This window comes from Acinetobacter sp. FDAARGOS_515, from assembly GCF_003938865.1.
GTDB lineage: Bacteria > Pseudomonadota > Gammaproteobacteria > Pseudomonadales > Moraxellaceae > Acinetobacter > Acinetobacter ursingii.
In genome coordinates this window covers 2,528,611-2,554,182 of sequence record NZ_RKIX01000003.1, presented here as the reverse complement: position 1 = coordinate 2,554,182, position 25,572 = coordinate 2,528,611, and the positions used below count along the sequence as shown (strand labels likewise).

Genomic DNA, 25,572 nt, shown 5'->3' with positions numbered 1-25,572 from the left:
AAGTGACCTTTTCATAATCATAAGACTTAATCAATTGCGGGTGTATAAGTTCCTGCAACGATGTCATCTTTAATACGATCACTTTCAGCAAGCACCAGTGCCAATAAGCTTTTCACATTATCCAGTGTTGCTACTGGGCTAAGTGTCGTCATTTTTAAAGACTGAACTTGCCCAACTTTAGTTACACCAATATTGGCATCGCCACGTGCAAACAATTCATCTGCAACGTTTTGATTCAGACTATCGATAAATTCAACAGGATAATCTTGAGGCACAACACGGAACAATACTGAAGCAAATTGTGGTTCGACCAGAAGCTCAAGCCCATCTGTTGCTTTAATATAATCAGCCACTTCACGAGTAAGCGTCACACCATGATCAATCATGGAACCATACAGTTCTTCACCCAAGGCTTCCACGGTCATCCAAAGCTTTAAGGCATCAAAACGGCGAGTGGTTTGCAATGATTTAGAAACCAGATTCGGTACGCCATGCTCTTCATCATAAGCAGAGTTTAAATATTCTGCTTCATAATGCATAAAGCGATAATTCGCTTCATCTTTCAATAAGAAAGCACCACAGCTAATGCTTTGGAAATAATGCTTATGGAAGTCTAAAGTGATCGAATCGGAGAGTTCAATACCATCTAGCATATCACGATGTGCATTCGATAAAATCAATGCACCGCCCCAAGCGGCATCAATATGCATCCATGCACCATATTTATGGGTGATTTCACGGATTTTCTTGAGTGGATCAATCGCACCTGCATCGGTTGTACCCGCAGTAGCCACCACACATGCCACGATTTTGCCTTCAGCTTGCAAATGCGCCATGGTTTTTTCAAGCGCATCCACATCCATTTGTGCATTTTCGTTTACAGGAACAGTCACAACAGACTGAAAACCCATGCCCATCATCGCCATGTTCTTTTGCACAGAGAAATGTGCATTTTCAGAACAAATGACTTTAACGTTTTTCATAGCTTCCGCAGGAATACCATCACGTTGAACTGACCACGGTTGACCGTTTTCATCTTTCCAGTTTTTAGAAATACACCAGTCACGTGCCAATAGGACACCCATCAAATTGGACTGCGTACCACCTGAGGTAAACACGCCTGCTTGGCCAGACCCATAACCAACCTTTTGACGTAACCAATCAATCAATTGCACTTCCATTAATGAACCCGCAGGGCTTTGATCCCACGAATCCATCGACTGGTTAGTCGCATTGATGAGCACTTCCGCGATCTGGCTAGTCACCATCGTTGGACAATGCAAATGTGCAAGAGAATATGGATGGTGTACCTTTAAGCTTTTGTTGAGAAATAACTCAACCATACGACTTAAAGACTGGTGTAGCCCCATCCCTTCTTTTGAAGGATTAAAAGAAATCGCTGAACGCAACTCTTTAATGCTCCCACCTGTATACATTTTGTCATTTTGCAACCATGCAGCAACGGCTTTCACCGCCTCATCCATTGCTGACTGATAGTCAGCAATAGAACCAGCATCATTGCAGAGTAACGCTTTACGATGTTCTGCAAAATCAACCATGCGATTAGCCTCGAACTGCTTTAAGTGCTTCACCCATTGCTTTTTTGAAACGCGCGAGCACTTCAACACATTCATCCTGAGAGATGATCAGTGGGCAAAGTAAACGAATTACGGTACCGTTACGACCACCTTTTTCAAGCAATAGTTTATTGTTGAAACAAGCGGTTTGAATGGCAGCAGCCAATTGTGCATCAGCTGGACGTGAACCAATACGATCTACTGGTTTACGTTCATCTACGATTTCAACACCAATCATCAGACCGCGACCACGCACGTTACCAATACATGGAAATTCCTGAGCCAATTTTTTCAATTCAGCTTGCAGGTAATCGCCACGCTCTTGCGCATTTTTGGCTAGGTTTTGTTCTTTAATGGTATTTAACACCACTAAACCTGTACCCATTGCCAATTGGTTACCACGGAAAGTACCAGTATGACCCGCAGGTTGCCATGCATCAAACTTACGTTTAATACCCAATACAGCAAGCGGTAAACCACCACCCACAGCTTTTGACATGACGACTACATCAGGCTCAATACCTGCATGTTCAAAAGCAAACATTTTGCCTGAACGTGCAAAACCAGCCTGAACTTCGTCCAGAATTAAAACGATATTGTGCTTTTCAGTCACTTCACGGATTTTTTGCAACCATTTCACTGGCGCAGTCACGACACCGCCTTCACCTTGAATTGCTTCAAGAATCACGGCAGCAGGCTTGGTGACACCGCTTTCAACATCTTCAATTAAATTTTCAAAATAATAAGTTAATGCATCAACACCCGCTTCACCGCCAAGTCCTAATGGACAACGGTACTCATGCGGATATGGCATAAACTGTACGCCCGGCATTAAATTATTCACAGCATTTTTAGCGCTTAGGTTACCTGTCATTGCAAGAGAACCATGCGTCATACCATGATAACCGCCAGAGAAACTAATCACTGAGCTACGCCCAGTATAAGTTTTGGCAAGTTTAATCGCTGCCTCGGTCGCATCTGCACCAGATGGACCACAGAACTGTAAACAATATTCTTCCTGACCGCCAGGCAAGTAAGAGAGTAATGCTTCAGTAAATGCATCTTTCAAAGGAGTTGTTAAATCTAAAGTATGTAAAGGCAAACCACTTGCTAAAGTGTCTTGAATACTTTGAATCACCGCAGGATGATTGTGGCCTAAAGCCAGTGTCCCCGCCCCCGCTAAACAGTCAAGGTATTGAGTACCTTCGACATCTGTAACCCAGCAGCCTTGCGCTTTGGCAATGGCTAACGGTAATTTACGCGGATAACTACGAACATTCGATTCCATCTGACTTTGGCGAGTCAAGTAGTATTCGTTAGTTGAATGGGTGGCAGGATTTACGGAATTAACGCTCATATCGAATTACCATCTCTGATATGGGTTGAAAGAAATAAGTCTGGTGACTTGCGGTCCTTTGACTCGGTGCTTGTAGGATTCTAGTTAGGCAACATTTGCTTTCTTATCACTAGGAGGGCGATGATACCCTTTTTTGTATAAAAATAAAGACCTTTTGGTCTATAATTTCATGTAGATAGATCAAAAAAAATAAATGCCTAACTCCTTGAACAATTTATAATCATACTATGTGACAAGCGAAAGAAAATACGCTTTTTTTATCTACTATTTTGCTTTTGATAAATTTAACATTTATTTTATCATCAAGAATAATTAAGCATATGATTTTTAATAGTTTAGCTGTCAATATATAGATTCTAATTACATCTAAATTATTACAAACTTTCCACAAAAGATGTTTAAGTTCTACATCACTGATCATTAAGATAGATTGAGATAAAAACAATTTTTTATTTTATATTCTAAGGAGATGTTATGCGTCATCTATTATTGGGCAGTGTATTACTTTCTGCGAGCATGAGTCCTGCTGTATTTGCAGCAGAAAATGAGTCGCTTAACTATAATGTGGTAAATGTTCAGGCAGAAGCATCCCGTCAAGTGTCCAATGATGAAATGCATGCCACACTTTATATTGAAAAAAGTAATAAACAACCTGCTGCATTGGCTACACAAATTAATCAACTGATGAATGAAGCGATGGCAGTCTCGCGTAAATATCCGCAGGTTAAAGTTGAAACAGGCGCGCAAAGCACTTATCCAGTTTATGACAATGACAGCAGCAAATTTAAGGAATGGCGTGGACGCGCTGAAATCCGTCTGGAAAGTAAAGATTTTAAAGCAGCAAGTCAGTTGATCAGTGAATTACAGCAAAACTTCCAGACCCAATCGATTAATTTTACAGTCTCGGATGAACAACGTAAAAAAGTTGAAAATGAGCTCATGGTCGAAGCATCCAAAAACTTCCAGCAACGTGCGCAGGTGATTACACAAGCTTGGAACAAAGGTAGTTATAATCTGGTCAATCTCAATTTAAATACCAATAATTATTTCCCACAGCCCATTATGATGCGCGCCAGTATGGCAAAATTTGCAACGGCTGAAGCTGCTCCTGCACAAGATGTGGCAGCAGGTGAATCTAAAATTACAGTCAGTGCAAATGGTACGATTCAGTTTAAATAACTACCTAATTACGAAAAAATAGAGAGCTTTAATCTCTCTATTTTTCATCACAATGACGCAAAAACTATTTCTTAAACGGAAACGCATATTTCACAATACGTCCAAGCACTTGACCATACTGTTTTACCAAACTCGCGTTGTTATAATGAATGCCATATTTTTTACACACCGCTTCAACTTTGGGTGCCATTTGACGATAACGACGTGCAGGTACATCTGGAAATAAATGATGCTCAATTTGGTGACTCAAATGTCCTGTCAAAATATGAAAAACTTCCGAACCTGTCAGGTTTGAAGAACCACGAATTTGACGCATATACCAATGACCACGACTTTCATTTTGCAATACCGTTTTTGGGAAAACTTCGACATCTTTGGTAAAGTGACCACAGAAAATAATACTAAATGTCCAGATATTACGAATCCCATTGGCCACCAGATTTCCCGTAAATACAGGCAAAGCCGCAGGCCCAGCAATCAATGGAAAAAATACATAATCTTTAAACAGGAGCTTACCCATTTTTTTCTGTGCAGGTTTCCAATCTGCCATAAACTGTTTCCATGTTCTACGTTTATAGATCACTTTACCAATTTCCAGATTTTGAATAGCAACACCCCATTGGAATAACAAACAAAAAGGAATGCTATAAATAGGTTGCAACAAGAACCCTGGTTTCCAGCGTTGTTCTGGAAATAAACGCAACAGTCCATAACCAATGTCATCATCCATACCTTTAATATTGGTATAGGTATGATGTTTAAAATTATGGGTTTGACGCCAGTTATCGGCTGTTCCTACGGTATCCCATTCATAGGTCTGTCCATTAAATTTGGGATCATTCATCCAGTCGTATTGTCCATGCATCACATTGTGACCCATTTCCATATTTTCCAGAATCTTGGAAACACCCAATAGACCAGTTCCCAAAACCCATGCTGGCGGAAACCAACCTGCAAATAAACAGGCACGCCCTAAGACGCTGGTATAACGAATTGCACTATAGACACGGCGAATGTAGGCAGCATCTTTTTCACCAATATCATCCAAGACTTCTTGCTTGATTTGATCCAACTCTTGGGCAAATTGATCTAACTCAGCTTGGGTTAATTCTCTATTTTTTGGATTTTTAAAATATTCAACTTTGACAGGCATATTCATGGGAGTTCTCTCTTTAAAGGTCGATCACAAGATCAGACTTGGCTGAACTAACACAGATTTTAATGTGATTTTTTGGTTCGCTATTTTCACTGGCATTGAGCAAATCTTGAGTAGTGCCTTGCGTCTTTTGGCAGACACACTTATGACAGACGCCCATGCGGCAGCCGTAAGTAGGCTTGATATTGGCCTGTTCAAGTCCCGCTAAAATGGATTGTCCTTTTGGAATAGCGACTGTTTTATTGGAACGACTTAAAGTGACATTGACAAAACCTGTGTCATTGTCAGAGATTTGAGTCAAACTAAATGCTTCACTCATAAAGCATTGAGCATGACCAAACAATTCTTCTGCGGTTTGCACAAAACCTGATGGTCCGCAAGCGTAGACGGTTGTATTTTCCAGATTTTCGATTGCAGCCAAATGCGTTACATTTAAACGGTCATCGTGTTGCACATCTTGCGTACTAAAAATTTTGTACTCAAATTGTGGATATTGAGATGCAAGTTGTTCAAATTTTGAGGCAAAAGCGGCTTCATTACGATGTTTAACCCAATATAAAAGTTTGACTTGGGCTTGAGTCAATTGCTGATTACGTTTCAGTTGTTCAATCAGGCTATACATTGGAGTAATACCACTCCCCGCAGCCAGTAAGACCACATTTTGTTGATCATCTAGTTGCATATCGCCAAAAGGCTGACCAAGTTCGACAATATCACCCACTTGGCTTTGCTCGTGTAACCAAGTACTGACTTTACCATCAGCAATTTTTTTTACCGTCAAAATCAGATCACCATTGCGCTCCGTTAAACTATAGCTACGCTCATATAAACGACCGTCTATTTTAACTTTCACTGGATGATGCTGGCCTGCCTTGCCCAACTTCACATGGCGATTGGTTTGCAAAGTTAAACTGATCGTATCTTTTGCAACTTGTTTTTTTTCTATAATTTGCGCCAAGGCACGTGATGTCGACCAAATTGGATTAACTTTTTGTAGCCAAAAATCAGCTGCATGCGGATCGAACACTGATTGCGTCAATGTACGAAAGAGTGATGGACTCTTTTGAATTGCTTGCATAGTAATGCCACTCTAGGTTGCTTTTTAATTATTATACACATGTATATAAATTTGTATATACACTTGTACTTTTATTTGCATTTCCCAATGGCCTAGCTCTATGGTTATAATGATTCAATACCGACAATGTATTGAAAAATATGACCGCTTCTTCCCTTTCTTCAACGCTTGCTTCTCATTCTGACACTCCTGAATTTGATCAGAAAACACCTAGCCGTACCGTAGGTCGTAAAGCAACCATTACCAAAGAGGAATTATTTGAAGCCGCGTTAAACTTGATTGGACCAGAAAAAAGTATCGCATCTTTAAGTTTAAGAGAAGTTGCACGCGAAGCTGGTATTGCCCCGAATAGTTTTTATCGCCATTTTAAGGACATTGATGAACTGGCAATTGCACTGATTGATCGTTCAGGAATTGTGTTACGTCAAATTATTCGCGAATCTCGATTACAAGCATCTAAGCAAAACAGCATCATTCGCAGTTCAGTCGAAGTATTTATTCAACAACTGGATACCGATGAAGGCAATTTAAGCTTATTACTGCGAGAAGGTTTTACTGGTTCCAAATCCTATAAAGAAGCCGTAGAACGTCAACTCATTTTCTTTCAACAAGAATTGCAAGAAGATTTAATTCGTCTAGAACGACTAAACCGTAGCAAACTTTTTCATCCAGACCTTGTTGCCAAAGCCATTACTCAATTGGTGTTTAATATGGGGGCAAAAGTCATTGATTTACCTCATGAACAGCGTGAAGAAGTTGCGGAACAGACGATGGTGATGATTCGTATGATTTTAGAGGGTGCGCGTCATCTAGATGAATCAAAAATACGCTAATTCTTTGACTTTACAAATAAAAGTCAAATAAAAAATTCTAATACAAAACTTGAATAATAAAAACAATTCTCAATTAGATATTGTGATAGCTTAAAAATACAACATTAAGTCAGACCAATTTTAATTGGTTAATATCATCTCAATACGGGGTTATCATGAGTAAAGCAACTTCAAAAGTATTAAAAGTCTATACACGAAATAATTTAGATGCGTCAGTCAAAGAAGCTACGGTTAAAATTTTAAATCAAATTCTTGCGAATCTGATTGATCTTTCATTGCTGACCAAACAAGCGCACTGGAATATGCGTGGCAGCAACTTTATTGCCGTACATGAAATGTTGGATACCTTTAGAACTTCGCTCATCACGCACTTGGATAATGTTGCTGAACGCGCAGTTCAGATTGGTGGAACTGCATTGGGGACGACTCAAGCCGTCAGTAACACGTCGCATTTGAAAGCTTATCCAGTTGAAATTCACGATGTGCAGGATCACTTAAAAGAGTTGGCCGATCGTTACGCGATTGTAGCGAATCATTTACGCGATACGATTGATGAAATTGAAGATCCCATTTCTGAGGATATTATTCATGCAGCTCTAGAGGATCTGGATCAATATTTATGGTTCCTTGAAGCCAATATCGATCAGGACAAGACGGCTTAATCTAAATCTTGATGCTATACGCTTTTAAAACACAAAAGGAGGAATTAATTCCTCCTTTTGCATTTTCAACTGATTCAAAAATTTATGGTTTTACTACAACCATTACTTGAATGGCTTCTGGAGTCACAGCTAATCCATCCAGTAAATTTAAACCTTCTTTTTGCAATTTTTGCAGACGTTCAATTTCATCTGGACGAATACTTGGATTGAACTGTTTTAAATAGCTTAAACGTTCAATTTCATATTGCCATTTTTGACCATAATGTTGTTTGGCTTGTTCAATCAAGCTCGGTAAAGACGTTTTTGCAATATCAAGTGCCTGAGTGTAGCGTTGTTCAATCACTTCTCGACGCGCTTTCACAACTTGACGGCAGCTATTACCATCCAGATGATGCAAATAAGGCTTCAAAATCGCTGGATCAATCTTTTCAGACAAATCCTGACCCGTTTCACTGAGCAATACACGAATCAACTGTTTTGGTAAGCTTGACGGAAGGTTAAGAGCTTTAGGGGCAACCACATCTACTTTGAACCAGACTTCAATCAGCACGGAACCTTGTTTAAGTGCATTAGACTTTAATACCGCCACATTGGTACTACCAAAGGCTTGGGTATTGATCAACTCCATGACACTTTCAACAAAAGGATGTTCCAATGTCAGGTATTGTGCATCTTCACGAATTTGCGCCTGATCACGATAAAAAGTCGCGGTCATGCCCTCTTCATCTAGGGTTAAACCCTGTACCTGCATTTGATCAGTCGGTTTGATAATAACCGTACCATTACTTTGCTCATCAAAGTCGATATTGGTGGATGACATAAATCGCTTCATAAACATCGGCAGCGTGGTATTGTCATCATAATCTTCAAGTGCTTCTACAATCTGTTGTGCAACGACAGGACGACAAGAATTGTACTCCAGCAATCGATCACGACCCGCTTGTAACTCAGCTTCCAATGCCTGACGCTGAACATTCACTTCTTCAAGTAAATCTTCAAAACGTTGCCCAAGATCAGCCAGTAAGCATTCTTTTAGATCGACAATAAAATTTTCTTGTAAGGTTTGCGCAGTTGGCGAAATGCTACCAAAAATATTTAATGCTTCGTTATACCAACGGAACATACGTTCTTGTGCAGTTCCAATTAAATAAGGCACATGAATCTGAATACGATTTTCCTGACCAATTCGATCGAGACGACCAATACGTTGTTCCAATACATCAGGATTTGCGGGTAGATCGAATAAAATCAAATCACTGGCGAACTGAAAATTACGACCTTCGGAACCAATTTCAGAGCAGAGCAAAATCTGCGCACCATAACTATCTTCCGCAAAGTATGCGGCAGCCTGATCACGCTCCAACAAACTCATCCCTTCATGGAACATCGCAGTACGAATACCTGCGTGTAAACGTAATGCATTTTCCAGTGCTTCAACCACAGGCCCACTACGCGCGATCAATAACACTTTTTTATGTTTTAAATCTTTACGCAAAATTTCCATGAGCCATGCGACACGTGGATCTATTTCCATCCACGCACCATCCAGTTGACCTTCTTCTGGCCACATTTGCTCACGCAACTTACCATCCATTGACCAATCTGCGGGTGCTGGCAAAGCGGCAGGCTGACAATCACGTCCAGGGAAACCCTGAATCGCTTCACGGGTATTACGGAACAAGATACGACCCGTTCCATGACGATCCAATAATTCTTGAATGGCTTGATAACGCTGTTCAGGTTGATCATCAATACGATGACCCAATAAACCCTCTAAAGCATCAATATGTTCATCGGTTAATGCTTCATCTGACATGAGTACTTCAGCAACTTTCGCAGTTTGCTGATATTGCTCTTCTTCGTCCAAAAAACGATCCAGACGACTAAAGCGTTGTGGATCGAGTAAACGTAAACGGGCAAAATGACTTTCTACACCCAGTTGCTCAGGCGTTGCAGTGAGTAGCAGTACACCCGCAGTTTGCTGAGCAAATTCTTCAACCAGATCGTAGCGGTCATTACCACCTTCTTCTTCGCTCCACATCAAATGATGTGCTTCATCGACCACAAGCAAGTCAAAACCTGCTTCAAGCGCCTGCTCACGCAAATCTTCATGATCAATCATCAAGTCAACGCTAGCAATAATGCATTGTTCAGTCGAAAATGGATTTAAGTCTGGATCATGTTCTTTCATCGACGCAGTACGCGTCAAATCAAATAAAGAAAAATGCAGATTGAAACGGCGACGCATTTCAATCATCCATTGATACTGTAAAGAATCAGGAACTAAAATCAGAATACGTTCTGAACGACCCGTTTTGAGTTGTTGGTGAATGATCAAGCCTGCTTCGATGGTTTTCCCCAAACCCACCTCATCTGCAAGCAGTACACGCGGTGCAAAACGTTGACCGACTTCATGTGCAATATAAAGCTGATGTGGAATTAAGCCAACACGTGCACCAATTAAACCCCGCAAAGGACTGGTTTGCATTTGTGCCTGCATGATCAACGCTTCTATGCGTAAATCGTACCATTCCTTATAATCGACTTGACTTGCTAGCAAGCGATCTACTGGTTTAGATAACTGAATTTGAGCGCCAATACGGGTTTCATTCAGTGCTTTGCGCTCTTGTTCACCACTTTCTAGAATACGTACAACATTGTAGCGTAACACCCCATGACGATCTTCGATGGATTCAACCAGCCACTTACTGCCTTCTTGATCCTGCACTTCATCATTGATATTAAAAATAATACGCGATAAAGGTGCATTGTTGCGTGCATAGACACGAGTTTCATCACTTTTTGGGAATAAAATGCTGATTGAACGTTCATCAACATCAATTAAAACACCCAAGCCGAGTTCAGTTTCCGTATCTGATAACCAACGTTGACCAATAGCAAACTGCTGCAATTTTTCCACCTTTATCTCAAATTTGCACCACACATTTTACGCTGTTCATTTGATTAAATGTCAGTCATTTTGTGTAGTCTTTAAGCACATATTTTGACACAAAGCTCATTAAAAAAAATGAGCTTTTCACGATTGTTAAAAAAGTTTTGACGCTAAAACGGAACAGGACAATGAAATGTCAATAGCTCTCCCGTTTTAGGATGATGAAAACTCAAGCTCATCGCATGTAAGCACAAGCGAGGCATAAGTTGCTGATATTTTTCATCTGCATATAAAGTATCACCCACAATCGGATGACCTAAATATTGCATGTGCACACGTAATTGATGCGAACGACCTGTAATTGGAGTCAGTTGTACTCGCGTTACAGACTGACCTTGCCATTCAAGATGTTCAATGACCTTCCAGTGCGTTAATGCAGGTTTATGATGTGCTGGATCCACAATATGCAACGGCGGACGTTCAGGATCATAGATCACTGGAATATCAACCGAACCTTCACCTGTCAAATTGCCCGCGACCACTGCCTGATAGATTTTATCAGTTTCACGCGCCTGAAACTGCTTTGAAATATGAGTTTGCGCAGCTTTTGATAAAGCAAATACCAAAATACCAGAAGTATCACGATCCAGACGATGAATCAGTAAGGTACGTGGCTCTTCTGCGACTAATCGCGTTAAGACACTATCATGTAAATCGCCTTTTCCTGGAACACTAAGTATGCCTGCTGGTTTATGAACGACTATAAAATCGTCATCACGATGAATCAGGTGATCGCTTAGAAAATTACTCAAAATCTATTCCGGAAGTGATTTTTAAATCAGCGGGCAATAATAAAAATCTTAAGGCAGAAATACAATGCAAAAACAGCATTTTTCCTAAAGTTTTTATTTAAGCTGGGTGTCAGCATTGAGTTTTCATATAATAAAGACAGTTATATTCAGTATTTATGAAATTTGCTGAAAGAAATCGTGGATTGCTGTCTGTGCGATTTCAGCATCTTCAAAAGATTTAGCACCAGAAACTCCAATCGCCCCGATCAATTGCCCTTCATAAATAATCGGCTCACCGCCTTCAAGCATACCCGTTACACTTTCAAGCGTTAAAAAGCCCATTTGACCATTACGAATAATATCTTCATAAAATTTGGATGGACGACGACTTAGGGCTGAACATTTCGCTTTTTCCAAACTCAAATGAGCCGTCAATGGCGTTGCGCCATCCATGCGTTTCATGATCAACAAAGCACCTGCTTCATCAACAATCGAAATGCTCATATTGAAACTGCGCTCAATCGATAACTCAACAGCACGATTCATTAAAATTTCAGCATCAGCCAACGTCAAATAGTGTTTAGTTTTCATGGTTATGCTCCATTAAAAAAGCCCGTCAAACGGGCCTTAGTGTCATTATTTCATCGATTGAAATGTGTCTTTTGCAGCTTGAATCGTAAATTCTATGTCCTCATCACTATGCGCAGCTGAGATGAATCCTGCTTCAAACGCTGAAGGTGCAAAATTTACTCCACGATCCAACATGCCATGAAAAAACTTTTTGAAAGCTTCAGTGTCACACGCAAGCATAGAATCGAAACTGGTAATGTCGTCTTGATCGGTAAAGTACAAACCAAACATAGCCCCTGCTTGTTGAGTTTTAAATGGAATACCCGCGTCATCTGCCGCTGCTTGTAAACCTGCAAGCAATTTTTCAAGTTTTACATTCAGGTTCGTATAGAAATCTGGCTGGCGCAAATGCTTAAACATTTCAATACCTGCGCGCATTGCCAACGGATTTCCTGACAAAGTTCCTGCCTGATATACGCCACCTAAGGGTGCGATACACTCCATAATTTCACGTTTACCGCCAAATGCACCGACAGGAAGACCTGCACCAATAATTTTACCTAAAGTGGTCAAATCTGGTTTGACCTTATAATACGCTTGCGCGCCGCCTAGAGCCACGCGAAACCCTGTCATGACTTCATCAATAATAAATACAGCACCGTATTCATCACAGACATCACGGATCGCTTGAAGAAAACCATCGATCGGTTTTACCAGATTCATATTACCTGCAACTGGCTCTACAATCACACCAGCAATTTCATGTCCAAATTTGGCAAAACATTCTTTTAATGCAGCAATATCGTTATACGGAAGGGTTAAGGTATGTTTCGCAAAATCAGCAGGCACACCTTTAGAGGTTGGCTCACCCTCACCTTTAGTGAGTAGACCTGAACCCGCTTTAACCAGTAATGAATCCGAATGCCCGTGATAACAGCCTTCAAACTTCACGATTTTGTCACGTCCCGTATAGCCACGTGCCAAACGGATTGCGGTCATAGTCGCTTCTGTCCCTGAATTGGTCATACGTACCAATTCAATAGAAGGCATGATGTCGCAAATAATATCGGCTAATGTGGTTTCATACACAGTTGGCGCACCAAAGCTTAAACCATCTTCAGCTGCTTTTTGGACTGCCTGAATAATATCGGGATGCGCATGACCCAAAATCATAGGGCCCCAAGAACCGACATAATCCACATAACGCTGATCATCTTCATCCCAGAGATAAGCGCCTTTGGCTTTTTTAATAAATACCGGAGTTCCACCAACGCCATTAAAGGCACGAACAGGAGAATTGACACCGCCAGGAATATGCTTACTGGCTTGCTCAAATAATTGCACTTGTTTTGGAGATAAACTCATGAATACTCTCGATACTTGTAAATTCAGTTAAAAATCAGAATGCAGAACATTTTTCTTTGAATCAGGCTTTAATCAAAAACCGATGGATTCTTTAGATCAGGCTTCTGCAAATAACGCAGCCCACGCATGAACACGCGCAGGAATCTCTGGAACTGGAAGGCCTAATATATCACTAATCACAGCACACAAGTCAGCACCGCTTTCAATCACTGCTTTGGAATTTTCAACAGTTAGACCACCTATGGCACAGATCGGAACATTGACTTTTGAACGTGCCTGTTTCAATGTTTCCAAACCAATATTACCTGCCTCTGGTTTGGTCGTCGTTGCATAGACTGCACCGAAAGCCACATAAGTTGCACCGTCAATAATCGCTTGTTCAGCCAGCTCAATCGAGTTGGCACAGGTTCGACCAATAATCGCATTGGGTGCCAATCTGGCTTTGGCATCAGTAATTTCACCATCCGACTGACCTAAATGCACACCCAGCTTAAACTGGGCGGCCAAAATCAAATCATCATTAATGATTAAAGGTACCTGATATTTCTCACAGAGCCATTTAATTGCATCGACCTCAGCGGGTTGATTGAGTGGTGGTACTTTTTTACGACGATACTGTAAAATCTCCACTTGACCCGTAGCCAAAGCTGCTTCTAATTTTTCCAATAAAAGTTCGATCGGATCATCATTGGTAATTAAATATAAACCACGCATTACATTTATATCTCTTTATTGCTTTATTAAATGGAATATCAAAAACGATATACGTTTCCTATAGATACCCATGATCTATTTAAGCCATAAATCCAGTTTGGCTTGATCTTCAATCTTAAATTCAACAGTTTGTAATGGAATTTCTCCACCAGTTACAGTGAACTGAATGAACTCGTCACGTCGGAATGCAAATACGGTGAACTGTCCCTGTTGTTTTGCATATTGCGCCAATAATTTTTCAGATGCCTTAAGTCCATCAATCGCAACAATCACATCCTGCGCAGACAAACCTGCTTTTGCACCCTCTCCCGCACGATTCGCTTGCTGAATCAGGACACCTTCTGGTTTATCTTGCAGTTTTAGACCAAAAGGCAATGCTTTATCGTGTTTAAACTCATAGCTTAATCCAAACGATGGCAGTAATTCATTGATTGGCAGTTCTTCTGTAGTATTGATCAAGAAGCTTAAACGTTCTGTCCAATCTTGTCCTGTCAATTCCTTGCAAAGATCAAAAATGGTTCGCTCATTGACCTGAATGCCATTTTGCGTATTTTCATATAAGCGACGCAATAATGCATCCAGACTAGAGTCATAAGTGCGTAATCCAAGATCCAAACATAAAGCCACTAAAGCGCCTTTGTTGTAATAACTGGTGCCTGCATTATTTGAGTTTTCATCCTGACGATAAAACTTGATCCATGCGTCAAAACTCGACTCAGACACAGATTGAATAAATCGTCCTGAATTTTGCAGATAACGATCCATCTGTGCTTTCAATAATTTCAGATAAGAGGTTTGTGAAATCACGCCACTGCGTAGCAAAATCAGGTCATCGTAATACGAGGTAAAACCTTCAAAAATCCACAGTAAAGAGGTATAAGATTCTTGATGTAAATTATATTGAGCAAAATTTTCAGGACGTATAAATTTCACCAGCCACGAATGAAAATACTCATGACTACATAAACCCAAGAAACGCTGATAATCTTCAGATGGTTCTTCAGGTTCATTGGCTTTAGGCAAATCATTGCGTGGTGTAATCAAACTGGTGCTATTACAGTGTTCTAATCCACCATAACTATTGCCCGTTGCCATCGTCATAAAAGTATAATTTTTAAATGGCGCAGAACCAAAAATTGCAATTTCGGTTTCACAAATTTTAGTTAAATCAGACTTTAAACGTTCAACATTGGTCTGATGCTGACCAGACACCACAAATTCATGCGCAATTGCATTTGCCTCAAAACTAAATCGGGTTTGCTCTGCCAACTCAAAGGGACTATCAATCAGTTGATCATAACTTTCTGCTTTTAAGGTAAAACGCCCTTTCACTAAACTTTTTGATGTTAAACCTGTTGCAAGCTGGAAGTGCTTCAGTTCTTCTGGCAAGAACAATTCGACTTCACAAGCTGATTGTTCCTGATCTTTTAATCCAAGACAGACACATGCAGGATTGACGTATAAACGGGTCTGGTCGACGTAAGCACCACGAACCGATAAATCATAAGCATAAACATCATACTCAACTGTAATCAGTTCATGATCTGTATTGAATAATTGCCATCTATTTTTCTGATCTTTTCGAATCGACAATAATCGACCCGCTTCATCGTAGGCTTTGACTGATTCAATATGTTTTGCAAATTCACGAATCAAATAACTTCCAGGAATCCACGTCGGTAGCCAAAGTTCCTGATTGGGATTAGCTAAAAAACGCATGGTGACATGGATCAGGTGTTGGCGATAATCATCAAATTCAATTTGGTAATGCAACATATTTTCAGGATATCAAATCAATCAATTTCATCTAGCTTAACATTTTTTTAACAGCGCATGAGTAGTTGTCGCATTTGTCTACAAAAGTCACTAGCCACCAAGAAAAAAAAGGCATAGCATGCAACTATTTTTAGCATTTCACACCACAGGATGGTCATGCAGGTGAACACGTGAGATTTTTTCTTTCACTTTTTACGCTTTTTAGTTTGTTTTGTACCACGCTTGCCAATGCACAACTCCTGAATATTGCACCTGAAAGTGTCGAAGCGCAGGCTTGGAGCATCATCGATGCACAATCAGGGCAAACCATTGCTGAATATAATAGCAATGCACAGCGCGCTCCTGCCTCTTTGACCAAGATGATGGTAGCTTATATTGCCCTTAAAGAAATTAAGGCAGGCAAACTACATAAAGATGAAATTTTGACTGCAACTCCTGTGGTTAAAATGGTTCAGTGGGATGAATCCCAAATGTATTTAAAAGAAGGTGAACAGATTTCTGTTGATCAACTTTTAGCAGGTTTGATTGTGATGTCAGCCAATGATGCTGCGGTAACCTTGGCCGAACGGATTTCAGGCAATGTTCCTGCTTTTTTAAAACGCATGAATCAGGAAGCTCAAGCTTTGGGCATGCAAAATACACATTTCTCCAACCCTGCTGGCGTCACCATGCCAGATCATTATTCGACTTCACATGATCTGGGCTTACTCGCCAAAGCACTAGTCAATGAAGTTCCTGATTATTTAAGCTATTCAAAATTACCCAGTTTCAGTTATAACCAACGTTTTCATCGCGCAACCAATTTGGTACTAAAAAATGACCCAACTGTGGATGGTTTAAAAACAGGCTTTACCAAAGCAGCGGGCTATAATCTTGCGCTAACGGCGAAACGTCCAACCCTAAATCCAGATTTACCAGAGCGTCGTCTGATTGTGGTGGTTTTAGGGACTAAAAGTGCAGTAAAACGAGCTGAAGTTGCGCATAAACTAATGAATCTGGCTTATGCTTATACCCGTGATGAAGAAGTTATTAAAGATAAACAGCTCATTGCTGAACTGCCAGTTGTCAAATCTACCTTGAAAATGTTTAAGGTTGAGACTCGACAACCGACAATAGTCACTACATCATTATATGATTTATCACAACCGATTGATCTCAATCAGTTTGATATGCAGACTCAACGTTTACATGTCACCTACGCCAACGGCATAATGACCACAATTGAACCTTTACAAACCACGAAAACCCATGTCAATGTCGAGCTCAACGAGAAACAATTGACTGCGCCGCTGATGAAAGCAGTTCATCTTGCAACGGTTCAGGTTTACCAAAATAATCAATTGATTCAAAGCATCCAAATTAATGACAATGTTCAAATTCAGGAAGCCAATATTTTTGAACGATTCTTTATGTGGTTCAAAGGTTTGTTTTCGCTATTTGGTCATGATGATCGAAGTGTCAAACTCTACCCACTGAACTAAAATTATTTCGTCGATAATAAGGTAGCTTTTAAGCTACCTTTTTTGTAGAGTTAAATGGCGAGATTTACAGCATAAAAAATTCAATTTTGCATTGAAATTGAGAAAATTGCCCTTATTAATGAAAAAATGAGTGTTTAAATGTGAAAACTTGTGGTTTTTTACGATTTTTCATCTACAAAACCAGTTTTTCACTTTATCATGTGTACTTAAATTGATTGAATGGATCAAATAACATGACTGCTATTGCAAATAACCACGTGGTTTCATTCCACTACACGCTGACTAATGCAGAGGGTGAAACTCTTGACCAATCACAAGGTGAACCACTTGCCTATTTGCACGGCGCAGGTAATATTATCCCAGGTTTAGAAAATGCCTTGGCTGGTAAAACTGTAGGTGAAAAATTTACAGTCAATGTACCTGCTGCTGAAGGTTATGGCGAATATAATCCTGATCTTGTACAAGAAGTACCAGCTCAAATGTTCCAAGGTGTTGAAAACATTCAACCAGGTATGCAATTCCAAGCTCAAACTGATGATGGCGTGCAAATCGTTACTGTTAAAGCAGTTGAAGGCGATAATGTTGTCGTTGATGCAAACTTCCCACTTGCTGGTCAAGATTTAACTTTTGAAGTTGAAATCGTTGAAATTCGTGATGCAACCCAAGAAGAACTTGATCATGGTCATGTTCATGGCGCGGGTGGTCATCACCACTAATCGGTTAATTGACCGATTCAAATAAAGCAAAGTTTCGACTTTGCTTTATTTTTTAAATCATAATGTCCAATCAATATTAAAAACCATCAATTGTAAATTTAATCATCAATTTTATTTGTCTTTATTCATAAACTCACAAAAGATGCCTTCTGATTTGTAATTCGCCTTGTAGTTGTTTTCATTTATTTTTATGATGAAGACTAAAGGTGCATACGTAGTTTCTATTTCAACAGAGATTGCACTTTAGATTTATAACAATGATTGATTTACATAGGAATAATACATCATGAAATATGAACACATTTTAGTTCCAGTTGACGGCTCTGACATCTCTCTCGCTGCGCTTAAACAAGCCGCTTCTATTGCAAAAGCATTTGACAGTAAAATTACAGCAATCAGCTTATTGGCCGTTGATCCATTTAGCGGTGTCGATTTTTATTATGTTTCCCCTGTAATGAAAGATTATTTTGTAGAAGCTCACGCACAAGCAGAAGAAACACTGGCAAAAGCTGAAACTATTGGAACTGAATTAGGTATTGAAATTGAGACTCAAATTATCAAAGGTGAAGTCTCATCAGAAGGTATTTTACAAGCAGCGGAAGACTTAAAAGTTGACTTGATTGTGATGGGTTCACATGGTCGTAAAGGATTCCAAAAATTCTTCTTGGGTAGCTTTGCGCAAGATGTACTTGGAAATACAGAATTGCCTGTTTTGATTGTAAAAAAATAATCTTACAGCCACTAAAAAGCCCGTTTTTACGGGCTTTTCTAGAACCAAAACAACTTGAGTGAATATCCTCAAATATTGTTTGTTGTTAGCTAATTACAAATCGAGGTTACCATATCTGATTTATCTTGGCCGAGAATGAACTCTTATAGACCAAGCAGTATATGAATACCTTATTTTTAAGATAGCACTTATTGCTAAATCGATCAAGTTTTACTCAATTATTTTATTAGTCTCTTTGACGAAAATGGAATGCTACATCAAATTCCTTATAGGCTAACCATGTTGCAATAATACACAGTAACCCCACCCCAAGAAGAATCTTATCCATATTCAAAATTCCCAAAATCAAGAATATACAGGAGAACAGACCAAGCAAAGCACAAATTAAAAAGCCGAGATAAAAGTAGCGCATAGGAGATACCCAAAATTTAATAAGAAAAACATTTACACAAAATTACAATGTAAAAAAGTGATGATGCTCAATAAAAATCCAAATCGAGGTATACCCTTTTGCCTTTCTTTAATATTTTCATTTAAAGACACAACTTATGTAAACAAACGAAATAAACTGTGAGCTTTTGCAGCAATTCTTATTAAATATTCTAAAATTGTACTTAAACAGTAAAATAATGAATTAAAAGCATATTTTTATCTTAGAATGCCTAAGTTGGTTTGTTCCACGTTCATTATCAAAAATAAATCACTCATCTTTACGAACTGAATAAAATTGAATTGGAGAAAAACATGTTAAAAAAAATCATGATGACGACTGGTATTGTATCTGTATTAGCCATGACTGGTTGTGCCACAATGTCCAATCCATCTACCGACCGAAATCTAGCAATGCTACAAAATAAACTGTGGCTAGTGACTGAAATCAATGGCGTAGAATACAAAGTTAATCCAGCTCAGACGACTAATGTTGCTGCCCTAATGTTTGATAATAGTGCATTGAGTGGTTCTGATGGTTGTAATCGTCTAATGGGCGGATACACCGTCAAAGGTACCCAAATTGCTTTCACTCAGTTAGCAAAAACTCAAATGGCTTGTTTATCTGCAACAGATGTTCCAGAAAAATTCTCTAATGCGTTAGAGCAAACTACAAGCTATAAAGTTTCTGAGAAAAAATTAGAACTTTTAAATAAAGACGGAAAAGTTCTAGTTGAATTAAAAAGTAAATAAATAAGTAAAGCTCCCAATGATAAGTTGGGAGCTTTTAATTTAATCGTAAATATGATTTCTTTGATCATTGTTTAAATCCTCTTTATTTTTCTCCTACAAACAGAAATAAAAGAGGCTTATGAAAAAGTCTTGTGATTTAAACTATTTATCACAACATATCTTATCTAGCGAAATCCTTCGCTGACTTTAGTTTGAAGTTAAGCCGTTTGTTTCATCTTGAAAAATAAAATATTTCTGCTTCGCATATAAAAATTCACAAGAACAAATGCCAAAATCATTGCTCCAACAATATCCAAAGGGAAATGTACCCCCAAATAAATACGTGACCATCCAACCAAAGCTGCAATCAGAATAGCAATAGCCCCTAGTTTTTGGCAGCCTTGATATAAAAAAGAAAATGCCAATATGCTAATCGTTAGCATATGATGACTTGGAAAAGAATTTGTTGCTTTATGAGCAATCAGCAAATGCCCTAATTCCAATGCAAATGGTCGCGCATGATAATAAAAGTGATCAATCATAGCGGCAATACACACACCGATCAGAACCAGCAGCAAACTATGTAAATAGGCTTTTTTATAATTTGAATTCCCTTTAATCAATAAAACGGTACATAAAAGTAGATAAATACCAATCAGATCATGTGAGATAAAAATAGCCACTTTTAATAAAAATGGTGCTGGTGTAGCAGATGCATTGATCCATAAAAATACACGATGATTAACAGTGGAAAGAAACATAAGTCGGTCATAAAAGCCAAATCACTTCGTTTATTAGACTCATTTTAGATTAAGTGTTTCTTAGATTTAAACCACAATAAGCCATTGAAAAATAAATTAAAAAAAATAATTTCATTCCTAATAAATACTTAATCTTGGTTATTTATTCTTTAGGTAGATATACTTTTGGATCTGGTAAAAGTGGCTTTGCATTTAAAAAAATTTGACTGTTTAAATCTTATTTTATTGTTCTCTACTGCCCTCTTGATGCTAATTTTCATACCTGTTGCTGGGTCAGTAGATCAAATGCTCAGTCTTCCTTGGGTAGATCATTCGGGATATTACTTAAGGGAAAACTGGTTTTTAGTTAAAGTTGGACATGAATTTTTAAAAAATCTCGTGATTGTGATTGCAATCATACATGCTGTTGTCTGGCTAAAATTATCAATTGAAAAATCACGCTCACCGTGGCGTTCGATCAGTGGCGTTGTGGTACTGGGAATGATGATTTCTGTTGCAGTAATTGGTTTACTCAAATCCCAATCAATACATGCCTGCCCTTGGGCACTTTTACAAGTCAATCAAGAACATGTCGACTGGCTCAGACCATTAAGCTCGCGAGGTAAGTGTTTCCCAGGCGGTCATGCGTCTGCTGGATTTTCTTTACTCATTTTATATTTTGCTTATCGTCCATTTTATCCCAAGCTTGCGCGATATGGACTCGCATTCGCTTTAGTCATGGGTATAGTGATGAGTACGGTTCAAATGGTACGTGGTGCTCACTTTTTAAGTCATAACTTATGGGCACTCTGGTGGTCATGGCTCATTGATTTTATGTTGTATAAAGTATGGCAAATGCATTGGTCTTATCAGTTAAAGACCCTCTCAATTTATAACAAGAATTAAGTAAATTAATATTAGTTATTGATTTTTAATTAAATTTTATCTAATTATTTCTTAATCTTATCAGTTTTAAATAGAGCATCTGCATCAATTAGCTGAAATTATGCGTATGGCTACTCTATTTAAGCTTAAACGAATCTCCGTCTCTCTAAGAATGTTTAATATTCTGGTCGCCAGTTGGCTGGCCAGTTTCACCAATATTGGTTTCTATGAACATCTTTGCTCTTTCAGTTCTTTTTCAGGATTTATTCAATACTCTTTTATTTTTGTGACTTTTTTAATCTTAAGCGGATTTTATTTCTTTGTCTTACAGATTTTTAGTTGGCAGCATTCAGCCAAAGCACTTGCCGTGGTCTTAATTGTATTGACAGGACTTTCATCTTATTTTGTCAATCAACTAGGTGTAAATATTAATCCTGATCAAATTCAGAATGTCATGCAAACAGATGTCGATGAAGCATTTGATTTATTATCTGTTCCCTTTTTATTGTGGATCATTCAGACCGTTGTTTTACCATTAATCGTTGTATTTTATATAAAAATCAAACCCATTCAGAGTATTAGAAGCCTTGTTCTTGATAAATCAATCAGCTTGATCATTGCTTTGTTTATTATGGGTCTTGGTTTGTTTTCATTCTATAGTCAATACGCGCCTATTTTTCGGGAAAATCGTGAATTAAAAGCCCAAATTTCTCCTTTAAATATTTTATCGAGTAGTTGGAGTTATGCACATAAAAGTACAAAAGAACAAAATCTACCCTTAATACCTTATGGTGAAGATGCACATCAAGTCAATCATGCGATCCAACAACCGGCTAAAATCATGGTTTTGGTGGTCGGTGAAACTGCGCGCGCGCAAAATTTTAGTTTAAATGGCTATGCCAAAGTGACGAATCCTGAACTCAGTCAGTTGGATATTGTCAATTTTAATCAGGCATCCTCATGTGGAACACAAACCTCGGTGTCTGTACCCTGCATGTTTTCTGGAATGCCTCGCAAGAACTATGACGCTGCTTTAGCCTCACACCGTGAAGGTTTACTGGATATCGCTCAAAGAGCAGGTTATCAAGTCACATGGATTGATAATAATTCTGGATGCAAAGGCACTTGTGATCGCATAAAAAATTATATCGTGCCCAAAGATGAGTCTGCTTATAAAAAATGGTGTGGAAATGGCGAATGTCATGATGGTGCATTATTGGCAGCACTTTCTGATTATTTAAAACAACTTGATACTCAGCATTTGAAGCAAAATCAGCTCATTGTATTACATCAAATGGGGAGTCATGGGCCAGCCTATTACAAGCGTTATCCTGATGAATTTAGGAAATTTTTACCTGTTTGTGAAACCAATAATATTCAAAATTGTGATCATCAGTCATTGATTAATACTTATGATAATACGATCTTATATACTGATCATATTGTGGCCAGTACGATTCGTGTATTACAACAAACAGGTGTGCCTACTGGATTAATTTATTTATCTGATCATGGTGAATCGACTGGAGAAAGCGGTTTATATTTGCATGGAACGCCTTATTTTATGGCACCTAAAGAACAAACTCATATTCCCATGCTATTTTGGACTTCACAACAATGGCCAGAACATCAAAAAATTCAGAATTGTTTAAGTAAACAAAAGGATCATGCAGTGAGTCAGGATAATTTATTTCCAACTTTATTGAGCTTTTTAAATATTCAAACCAAAGTACTCAATCGCCAACTCGATTTACTCGCACAATGTGGAGGTAGTGTTTAAAGTGATTCGTATTTTATATATCGAAGATGACTTAATGGTAGGCAAATCAACCTACCAGTTGTTTCAACACGAAAAATTTGAAATCGATTGGGCGAAAACAGGTTTAGAAGCCCTCGATTATTTGTTCGGTCAAACTTATCACATTGTACTGTTAGATCTTGGATTGCCAGAACTAGAAGGGTTGGAAGTCCTTAAACATATTCGCAAACAAGTCGATATGAATAAGATGGGGGTGATTATTATCAGTGCGCGTGACCAAAGTCGTGACAAGATTCAGGGGCTCCGATTGGGGGCTGATGATTATATTGTTAAACCCTATGATTTTGATGAGTTAATTGCCAGAATTGAATCTGTTTTAAGGCGTGGAAACTACAATTCACTCGAAGAAATTCATTTTAAAGTGGGCAATGTTCAACTTTTTCCAAATACGCATCGGGTCATAAAAGGAAAAAAGAAAATCGAACTTTCAGCCAAAGAATGGGCAATTTTAGAACCCATGATGATGTATCCCAATCAGATTTTTTCCCGACAAATGCTCGAACAAAAACTTTATAACTGGGATACTGACATCAGCAGTAATACCATTGAAGTACACATTCATAATCTTAGATATAAATTAGGCAAAGATTTTATTCGTACCGTTCGTGGTCTGGGTTATTGTATAGATACACCAAAAGTTTCAGGGTAGCTGCTGAGATGCCCCCTTTTTACAATAATTACAACAGACTCAAGCAAATTTATCGTGACCTGCCACTTAGTTCGAGAATGTCATGGAGCATCTCGATTTTTAGTATTATTTTGCTGATTATCATTGGTATAGCTGCCTATCGGATCGCTCTTGAAGAATCACAGGAAGTCATTGATCGCCAAATGCAGGTAATGGCAGAATTTCTGGATAAAAATAATCTTTCAAATCGTCTTTCTAGCTTTGATCCTCACAAACAATATGATGAAACCGATGTCTTTATCGACATTATTCCTAAAAATGAACTTGAGTACATCAGTCAGCATCATAACTATATTTTGCCGTATTCAAATTCAGCACATTTCTCCAAACATAAAACCTCTCGGGGTGAATTAAAGATTTATGTATTACCACTTGCAGATAAGCAAATCCAAATTAGCCAGCTCATCAAAGTCCGCCGTCATCTGGCCGAGGAACTGGCATTTAATATGCTTATTCCTTATCTTTTTTTCATGCCATTTGCGATTTATGCAGTTTATCGACTCATACGCCATCACTTAAGATCGATCGATGAGCTCAGTGTGACTTTTGCACAACGGGATTATCATGATTTATCCGAGATTCATGTTAAGGATTTACCCGTTGAACTTACCCCTGCGATCAATGAGTTAAATTATTTATTTAAAAGGATTGAAAACGCACAAAAACAACAACAACTTTTTGTTGCGAACGCTGCACATGAATTAAGAACCCCGCTTACTGCCTTGAATCTGCAAAGCTCACTGTTGATGAAAACTCAACGCAATAGCTCAACCTATCATGAAAATTTGCAAGACTTAAGACACAGCCTAGATCGAATGACTCATTTAGTTGAACAGTTAATGGCTTTGGCACATCAAGAGGTTCAACAACATGAACCTCTCGAAAAATTGAATCTTGTAGACGCAACGCGTCGTAATGTCGGTCAATTGCTTGCCAAGGCACATCATAAAAATATGGATGTACAAGTCGACATTCACAGTCCGCCGGAAGAATTAAATATATGGGCAACTCGCAATACCGTAGATAGTATTTTGATTAACTTGATTGATAATGCGATCAAATATAGCCCCGCACAAAGTCTGGTTCTGATTAAAATATACTGTGCAGAAAACGAGCATTGTCAGGTGGAAATTCATGATAGTGGTAGTGGAATTGCACCAGAGCAATATGAATATGTTATGCAGCGCTTTGTTCGACTGGTTGAAACGCAGCATCAAGCTATAGGAAGTGGACTTGGCCTCTCCATTGTGCAATCAGCCCTACAAGCCATTGATGCTACGATGCAACTTAGTAGTTCAGAGCGATTAACAGGTTTGAAAGTCGTCCTGACTTTTAAACAAAATAGAGATGCCAACACATAGTTTTATAAACAACAACTGAGTTGCGCAAACATTCAAAAAT

The 25,572-nt window shown here is 38.7% G+C and carries 23 protein-coding genes; 11 read left to right on the top strand and 12 right to left on the bottom strand.

Annotation, left to right across the window (positions count from 1 at the left end; genetic code table 11):
- Nucleotides 1–26 precede the first annotated feature (26 nt).
- Together EGS47_RS13900 and EGS47_RS13895 are read right to left on the bottom strand one after the other, a co-directional pair.
- Complete coding sequence (locus EGS47_RS13900) at nt 27–1,559, bottom strand: pyridoxal phosphate-dependent decarboxylase family protein (protein ID WP_119686628.1); 1,533 nt, start codon at nt 1,557–1,559, stop codon at nt 27–29.
- Between the two features lie 4 nt (nt 1,560–1,563).
- Nucleotides 1,564–2,934 (bottom strand): diaminobutyrate--2-oxoglutarate transaminase, encoded by a 1,371-nt coding sequence (locus tag EGS47_RS13895; protein WP_004988376.1) that lies wholly within the window; start codon nt 2,932–2,934, stop codon nt 1,564–1,566.
- Between the two features lie 474 nt (nt 2,935–3,408).
- Here EGS47_RS13895 and EGS47_RS13890 point away from each other — a divergent pair, with 474 nt between their 5' ends.
- A complete protein-coding gene (locus EGS47_RS13890) occupies nt 3,409–4,113 on the top strand; it encodes an SIMPL domain-containing protein (protein ID WP_005004767.1) in 705 nt (234 codons plus the stop codon).
- Between the two features lie 64 nt (nt 4,114–4,177).
- Here EGS47_RS13890 and EGS47_RS13885 read toward each other — a convergent pair whose 3' ends face one another.
- Entirely contained in the window at nt 4,178–5,272 is a 1,095-nt protein-coding gene (locus EGS47_RS13885; RefSeq protein ID WP_005004769.1) for a fatty acid desaturase family protein, read from the bottom strand.
- 13 nt (nt 5,273–5,285) lie between these two features.
- Nucleotides 5,286–6,347: a ferredoxin reductase gene (locus EGS47_RS13880; protein ID WP_005004770.1), complete on the bottom strand. Its 1,062-nt coding sequence runs from the start codon at nt 6,345–6,347 to the stop codon at nt 5,286–5,288.
- 140 nt (nt 6,348–6,487) lie between these two features.
- Here EGS47_RS13880 and fabR point away from each other — a divergent pair, with 140 nt between their 5' ends.
- The gene (fabR, locus tag EGS47_RS13875) at nt 6,488–7,180 is read left to right on the top strand and encodes an HTH-type transcriptional repressor FabR (protein WP_004996933.1); all 693 of its coding nucleotides are present in this window, start codon (nt 6,488–6,490) and stop codon (nt 7,178–7,180) included.
- A gap of 155 nt (nt 7,181–7,335) precedes the next feature.
- Nucleotides 7,336–7,842: a DNA starvation/stationary phase protection protein Dps gene (gene dps / locus EGS47_RS13870; protein ID WP_005004771.1), complete on the top strand. Its 507-nt coding sequence runs from the start codon at nt 7,336–7,338 to the stop codon at nt 7,840–7,842.
- Nucleotides 7,843–7,924: 82 nt separating this feature from the next.
- Here dps and rapA read toward each other — a convergent pair whose 3' ends face one another.
- From rapA to EGS47_RS13840, 6 genes are all read right to left on the bottom strand, one after another.
- Nucleotides 7,925–10,762: an RNA polymerase-associated protein RapA gene (gene rapA, locus EGS47_RS13865; protein ID WP_125269740.1), complete on the bottom strand. Its 2,838-nt coding sequence runs from the start codon at nt 10,760–10,762 to the stop codon at nt 7,925–7,927.
- Between the two features lie 143 nt (nt 10,763–10,905).
- A complete protein-coding gene (locus tag EGS47_RS13860; protein WP_004988398.1) occupies nt 10,906–11,547 on the bottom strand; it encodes an RluA family pseudouridine synthase in 642 nt (213 codons plus the stop codon).
- A gap of 153 nt (nt 11,548–11,700) precedes the next feature.
- Nucleotides 11,701–12,117 (bottom strand): GlcG/HbpS family heme-binding protein, encoded by a 417-nt coding sequence (locus EGS47_RS13855; protein ID WP_004988402.1) that lies wholly within the window; start codon nt 12,115–12,117, stop codon nt 11,701–11,703.
- Between the two features lie 45 nt (nt 12,118–12,162).
- On the bottom strand, nt 12,163–13,461 hold the full coding sequence (gene hemL / locus EGS47_RS13850; protein ID WP_004988404.1) for a glutamate-1-semialdehyde 2,1-aminomutase: 1,299 nt from the start codon (nt 13,459–13,461) through the stop codon (nt 12,163–12,165).
- A 96-nt stretch (nt 13,462–13,557) separates the two neighbouring features.
- Nucleotides 13,558–14,175 carry a thiamine phosphate synthase gene (gene thiE / locus EGS47_RS13845; protein ID WP_004988407.1) on the bottom strand — a complete coding sequence of 206 codons (618 nt, stop codon included), beginning with the start codon at nt 14,173–14,175 and terminating at the stop codon, nt 13,558–13,560.
- Between the two features lie 75 nt (nt 14,176–14,250).
- Nucleotides 14,251–15,951, bottom strand: coding sequence for a M61 family metallopeptidase (locus EGS47_RS13840; RefSeq protein ID WP_125269739.1), 1,701 nt, complete (start codon nt 15,949–15,951; stop codon nt 14,251–14,253).
- 170 nt (nt 15,952–16,121) lie between these two features.
- Between EGS47_RS13840 and EGS47_RS13835 the strand changes: the two genes are divergently transcribed.
- The 3 genes from EGS47_RS13835 to EGS47_RS13825 all read left to right on the top strand — a co-directional run bounded on the left by EGS47_RS13835 (nt 16,122) and on the right by EGS47_RS13825 (nt 18,878).
- Nucleotides 16,122–17,432: a D-alanyl-D-alanine carboxypeptidase PBP6B gene (locus EGS47_RS13835; RefSeq protein WP_125269738.1), complete on the top strand. Its 1,311-nt coding sequence runs from the start codon at nt 16,122–16,124 to the stop codon at nt 17,430–17,432.
- Between the two features lie 233 nt (nt 17,433–17,665).
- Nucleotides 17,666–18,148 (top strand): FKBP-type peptidyl-prolyl cis-trans isomerase, encoded by a 483-nt coding sequence (locus EGS47_RS13830; protein ID WP_004988415.1) that lies wholly within the window; start codon nt 17,666–17,668, stop codon nt 18,146–18,148.
- Between the two features lie 286 nt (nt 18,149–18,434).
- A complete protein-coding gene (locus tag EGS47_RS13825) occupies nt 18,435–18,878 on the top strand; it encodes a universal stress protein (protein ID WP_004988418.1) in 444 nt (147 codons plus the stop codon).
- A gap of 226 nt (nt 18,879–19,104) precedes the next feature.
- Here the strand turns inward: EGS47_RS13825 and EGS47_RS13820 are convergent, their stop codons facing one another.
- Complete coding sequence (locus tag EGS47_RS13820; RefSeq protein WP_125269737.1) at nt 19,105–19,290, bottom strand: hypothetical protein; 186 nt, start codon at nt 19,288–19,290, stop codon at nt 19,105–19,107.
- A gap of 332 nt (nt 19,291–19,622) precedes the next feature.
- On the opposite strand from EGS47_RS13820, the gene EGS47_RS13815 reads away from it, so the two are divergent.
- Complete coding sequence (locus tag EGS47_RS13815) at nt 19,623–20,060, top strand: META domain-containing protein (protein ID WP_119686638.1); 438 nt, start codon at nt 19,623–19,625, stop codon at nt 20,058–20,060.
- A 197-nt stretch (nt 20,061–20,257) separates the two neighbouring features.
- Here the strand turns inward: EGS47_RS13815 and EGS47_RS13810 are convergent, their stop codons facing one another.
- Entirely contained in the window at nt 20,258–20,800 is a 543-nt protein-coding gene (locus EGS47_RS13810) for an undecaprenyl-diphosphatase (protein ID WP_125269736.1), read from the bottom strand.
- Nucleotides 20,801–21,085: 285 nt separating this feature from the next.
- Between EGS47_RS13810 and EGS47_RS13805 the strand changes: the two genes are divergently transcribed.
- The 4 genes from EGS47_RS13805 to EGS47_RS13790 all read left to right on the top strand — a co-directional run bounded on the left by EGS47_RS13805 (nt 21,086) and on the right by EGS47_RS13790 (nt 25,532).
- Nucleotides 21,086–21,685 (top strand): phosphatase PAP2 family protein, encoded by a 600-nt coding sequence (locus EGS47_RS13805; RefSeq protein ID WP_228711815.1) that lies wholly within the window; start codon nt 21,086–21,088, stop codon nt 21,683–21,685.
- Nucleotides 21,686–21,785: 100 nt separating this feature from the next.
- The gene (locus tag EGS47_RS13800; protein ID WP_049176230.1) at nt 21,786–23,444 is read left to right on the top strand and encodes a phosphoethanolamine transferase; all 1,659 of its coding nucleotides are present in this window, start codon (nt 21,786–21,788) and stop codon (nt 23,442–23,444) included.
- Between the two features lies 1 nt (nt 23,445).
- Nucleotides 23,446–24,132, top strand: coding sequence for a response regulator transcription factor (locus EGS47_RS13795; protein ID WP_004988436.1), 687 nt, complete (start codon nt 23,446–23,448; stop codon nt 24,130–24,132).
- Nucleotides 24,133–24,140: 8 nt separating this feature from the next.
- Complete coding sequence (locus EGS47_RS13790; protein ID WP_125269734.1) at nt 24,141–25,532, top strand: sensor histidine kinase; 1,392 nt, start codon at nt 24,141–24,143, stop codon at nt 25,530–25,532.
- Nucleotides 25,533–25,572 lie beyond the last annotated feature (40 nt).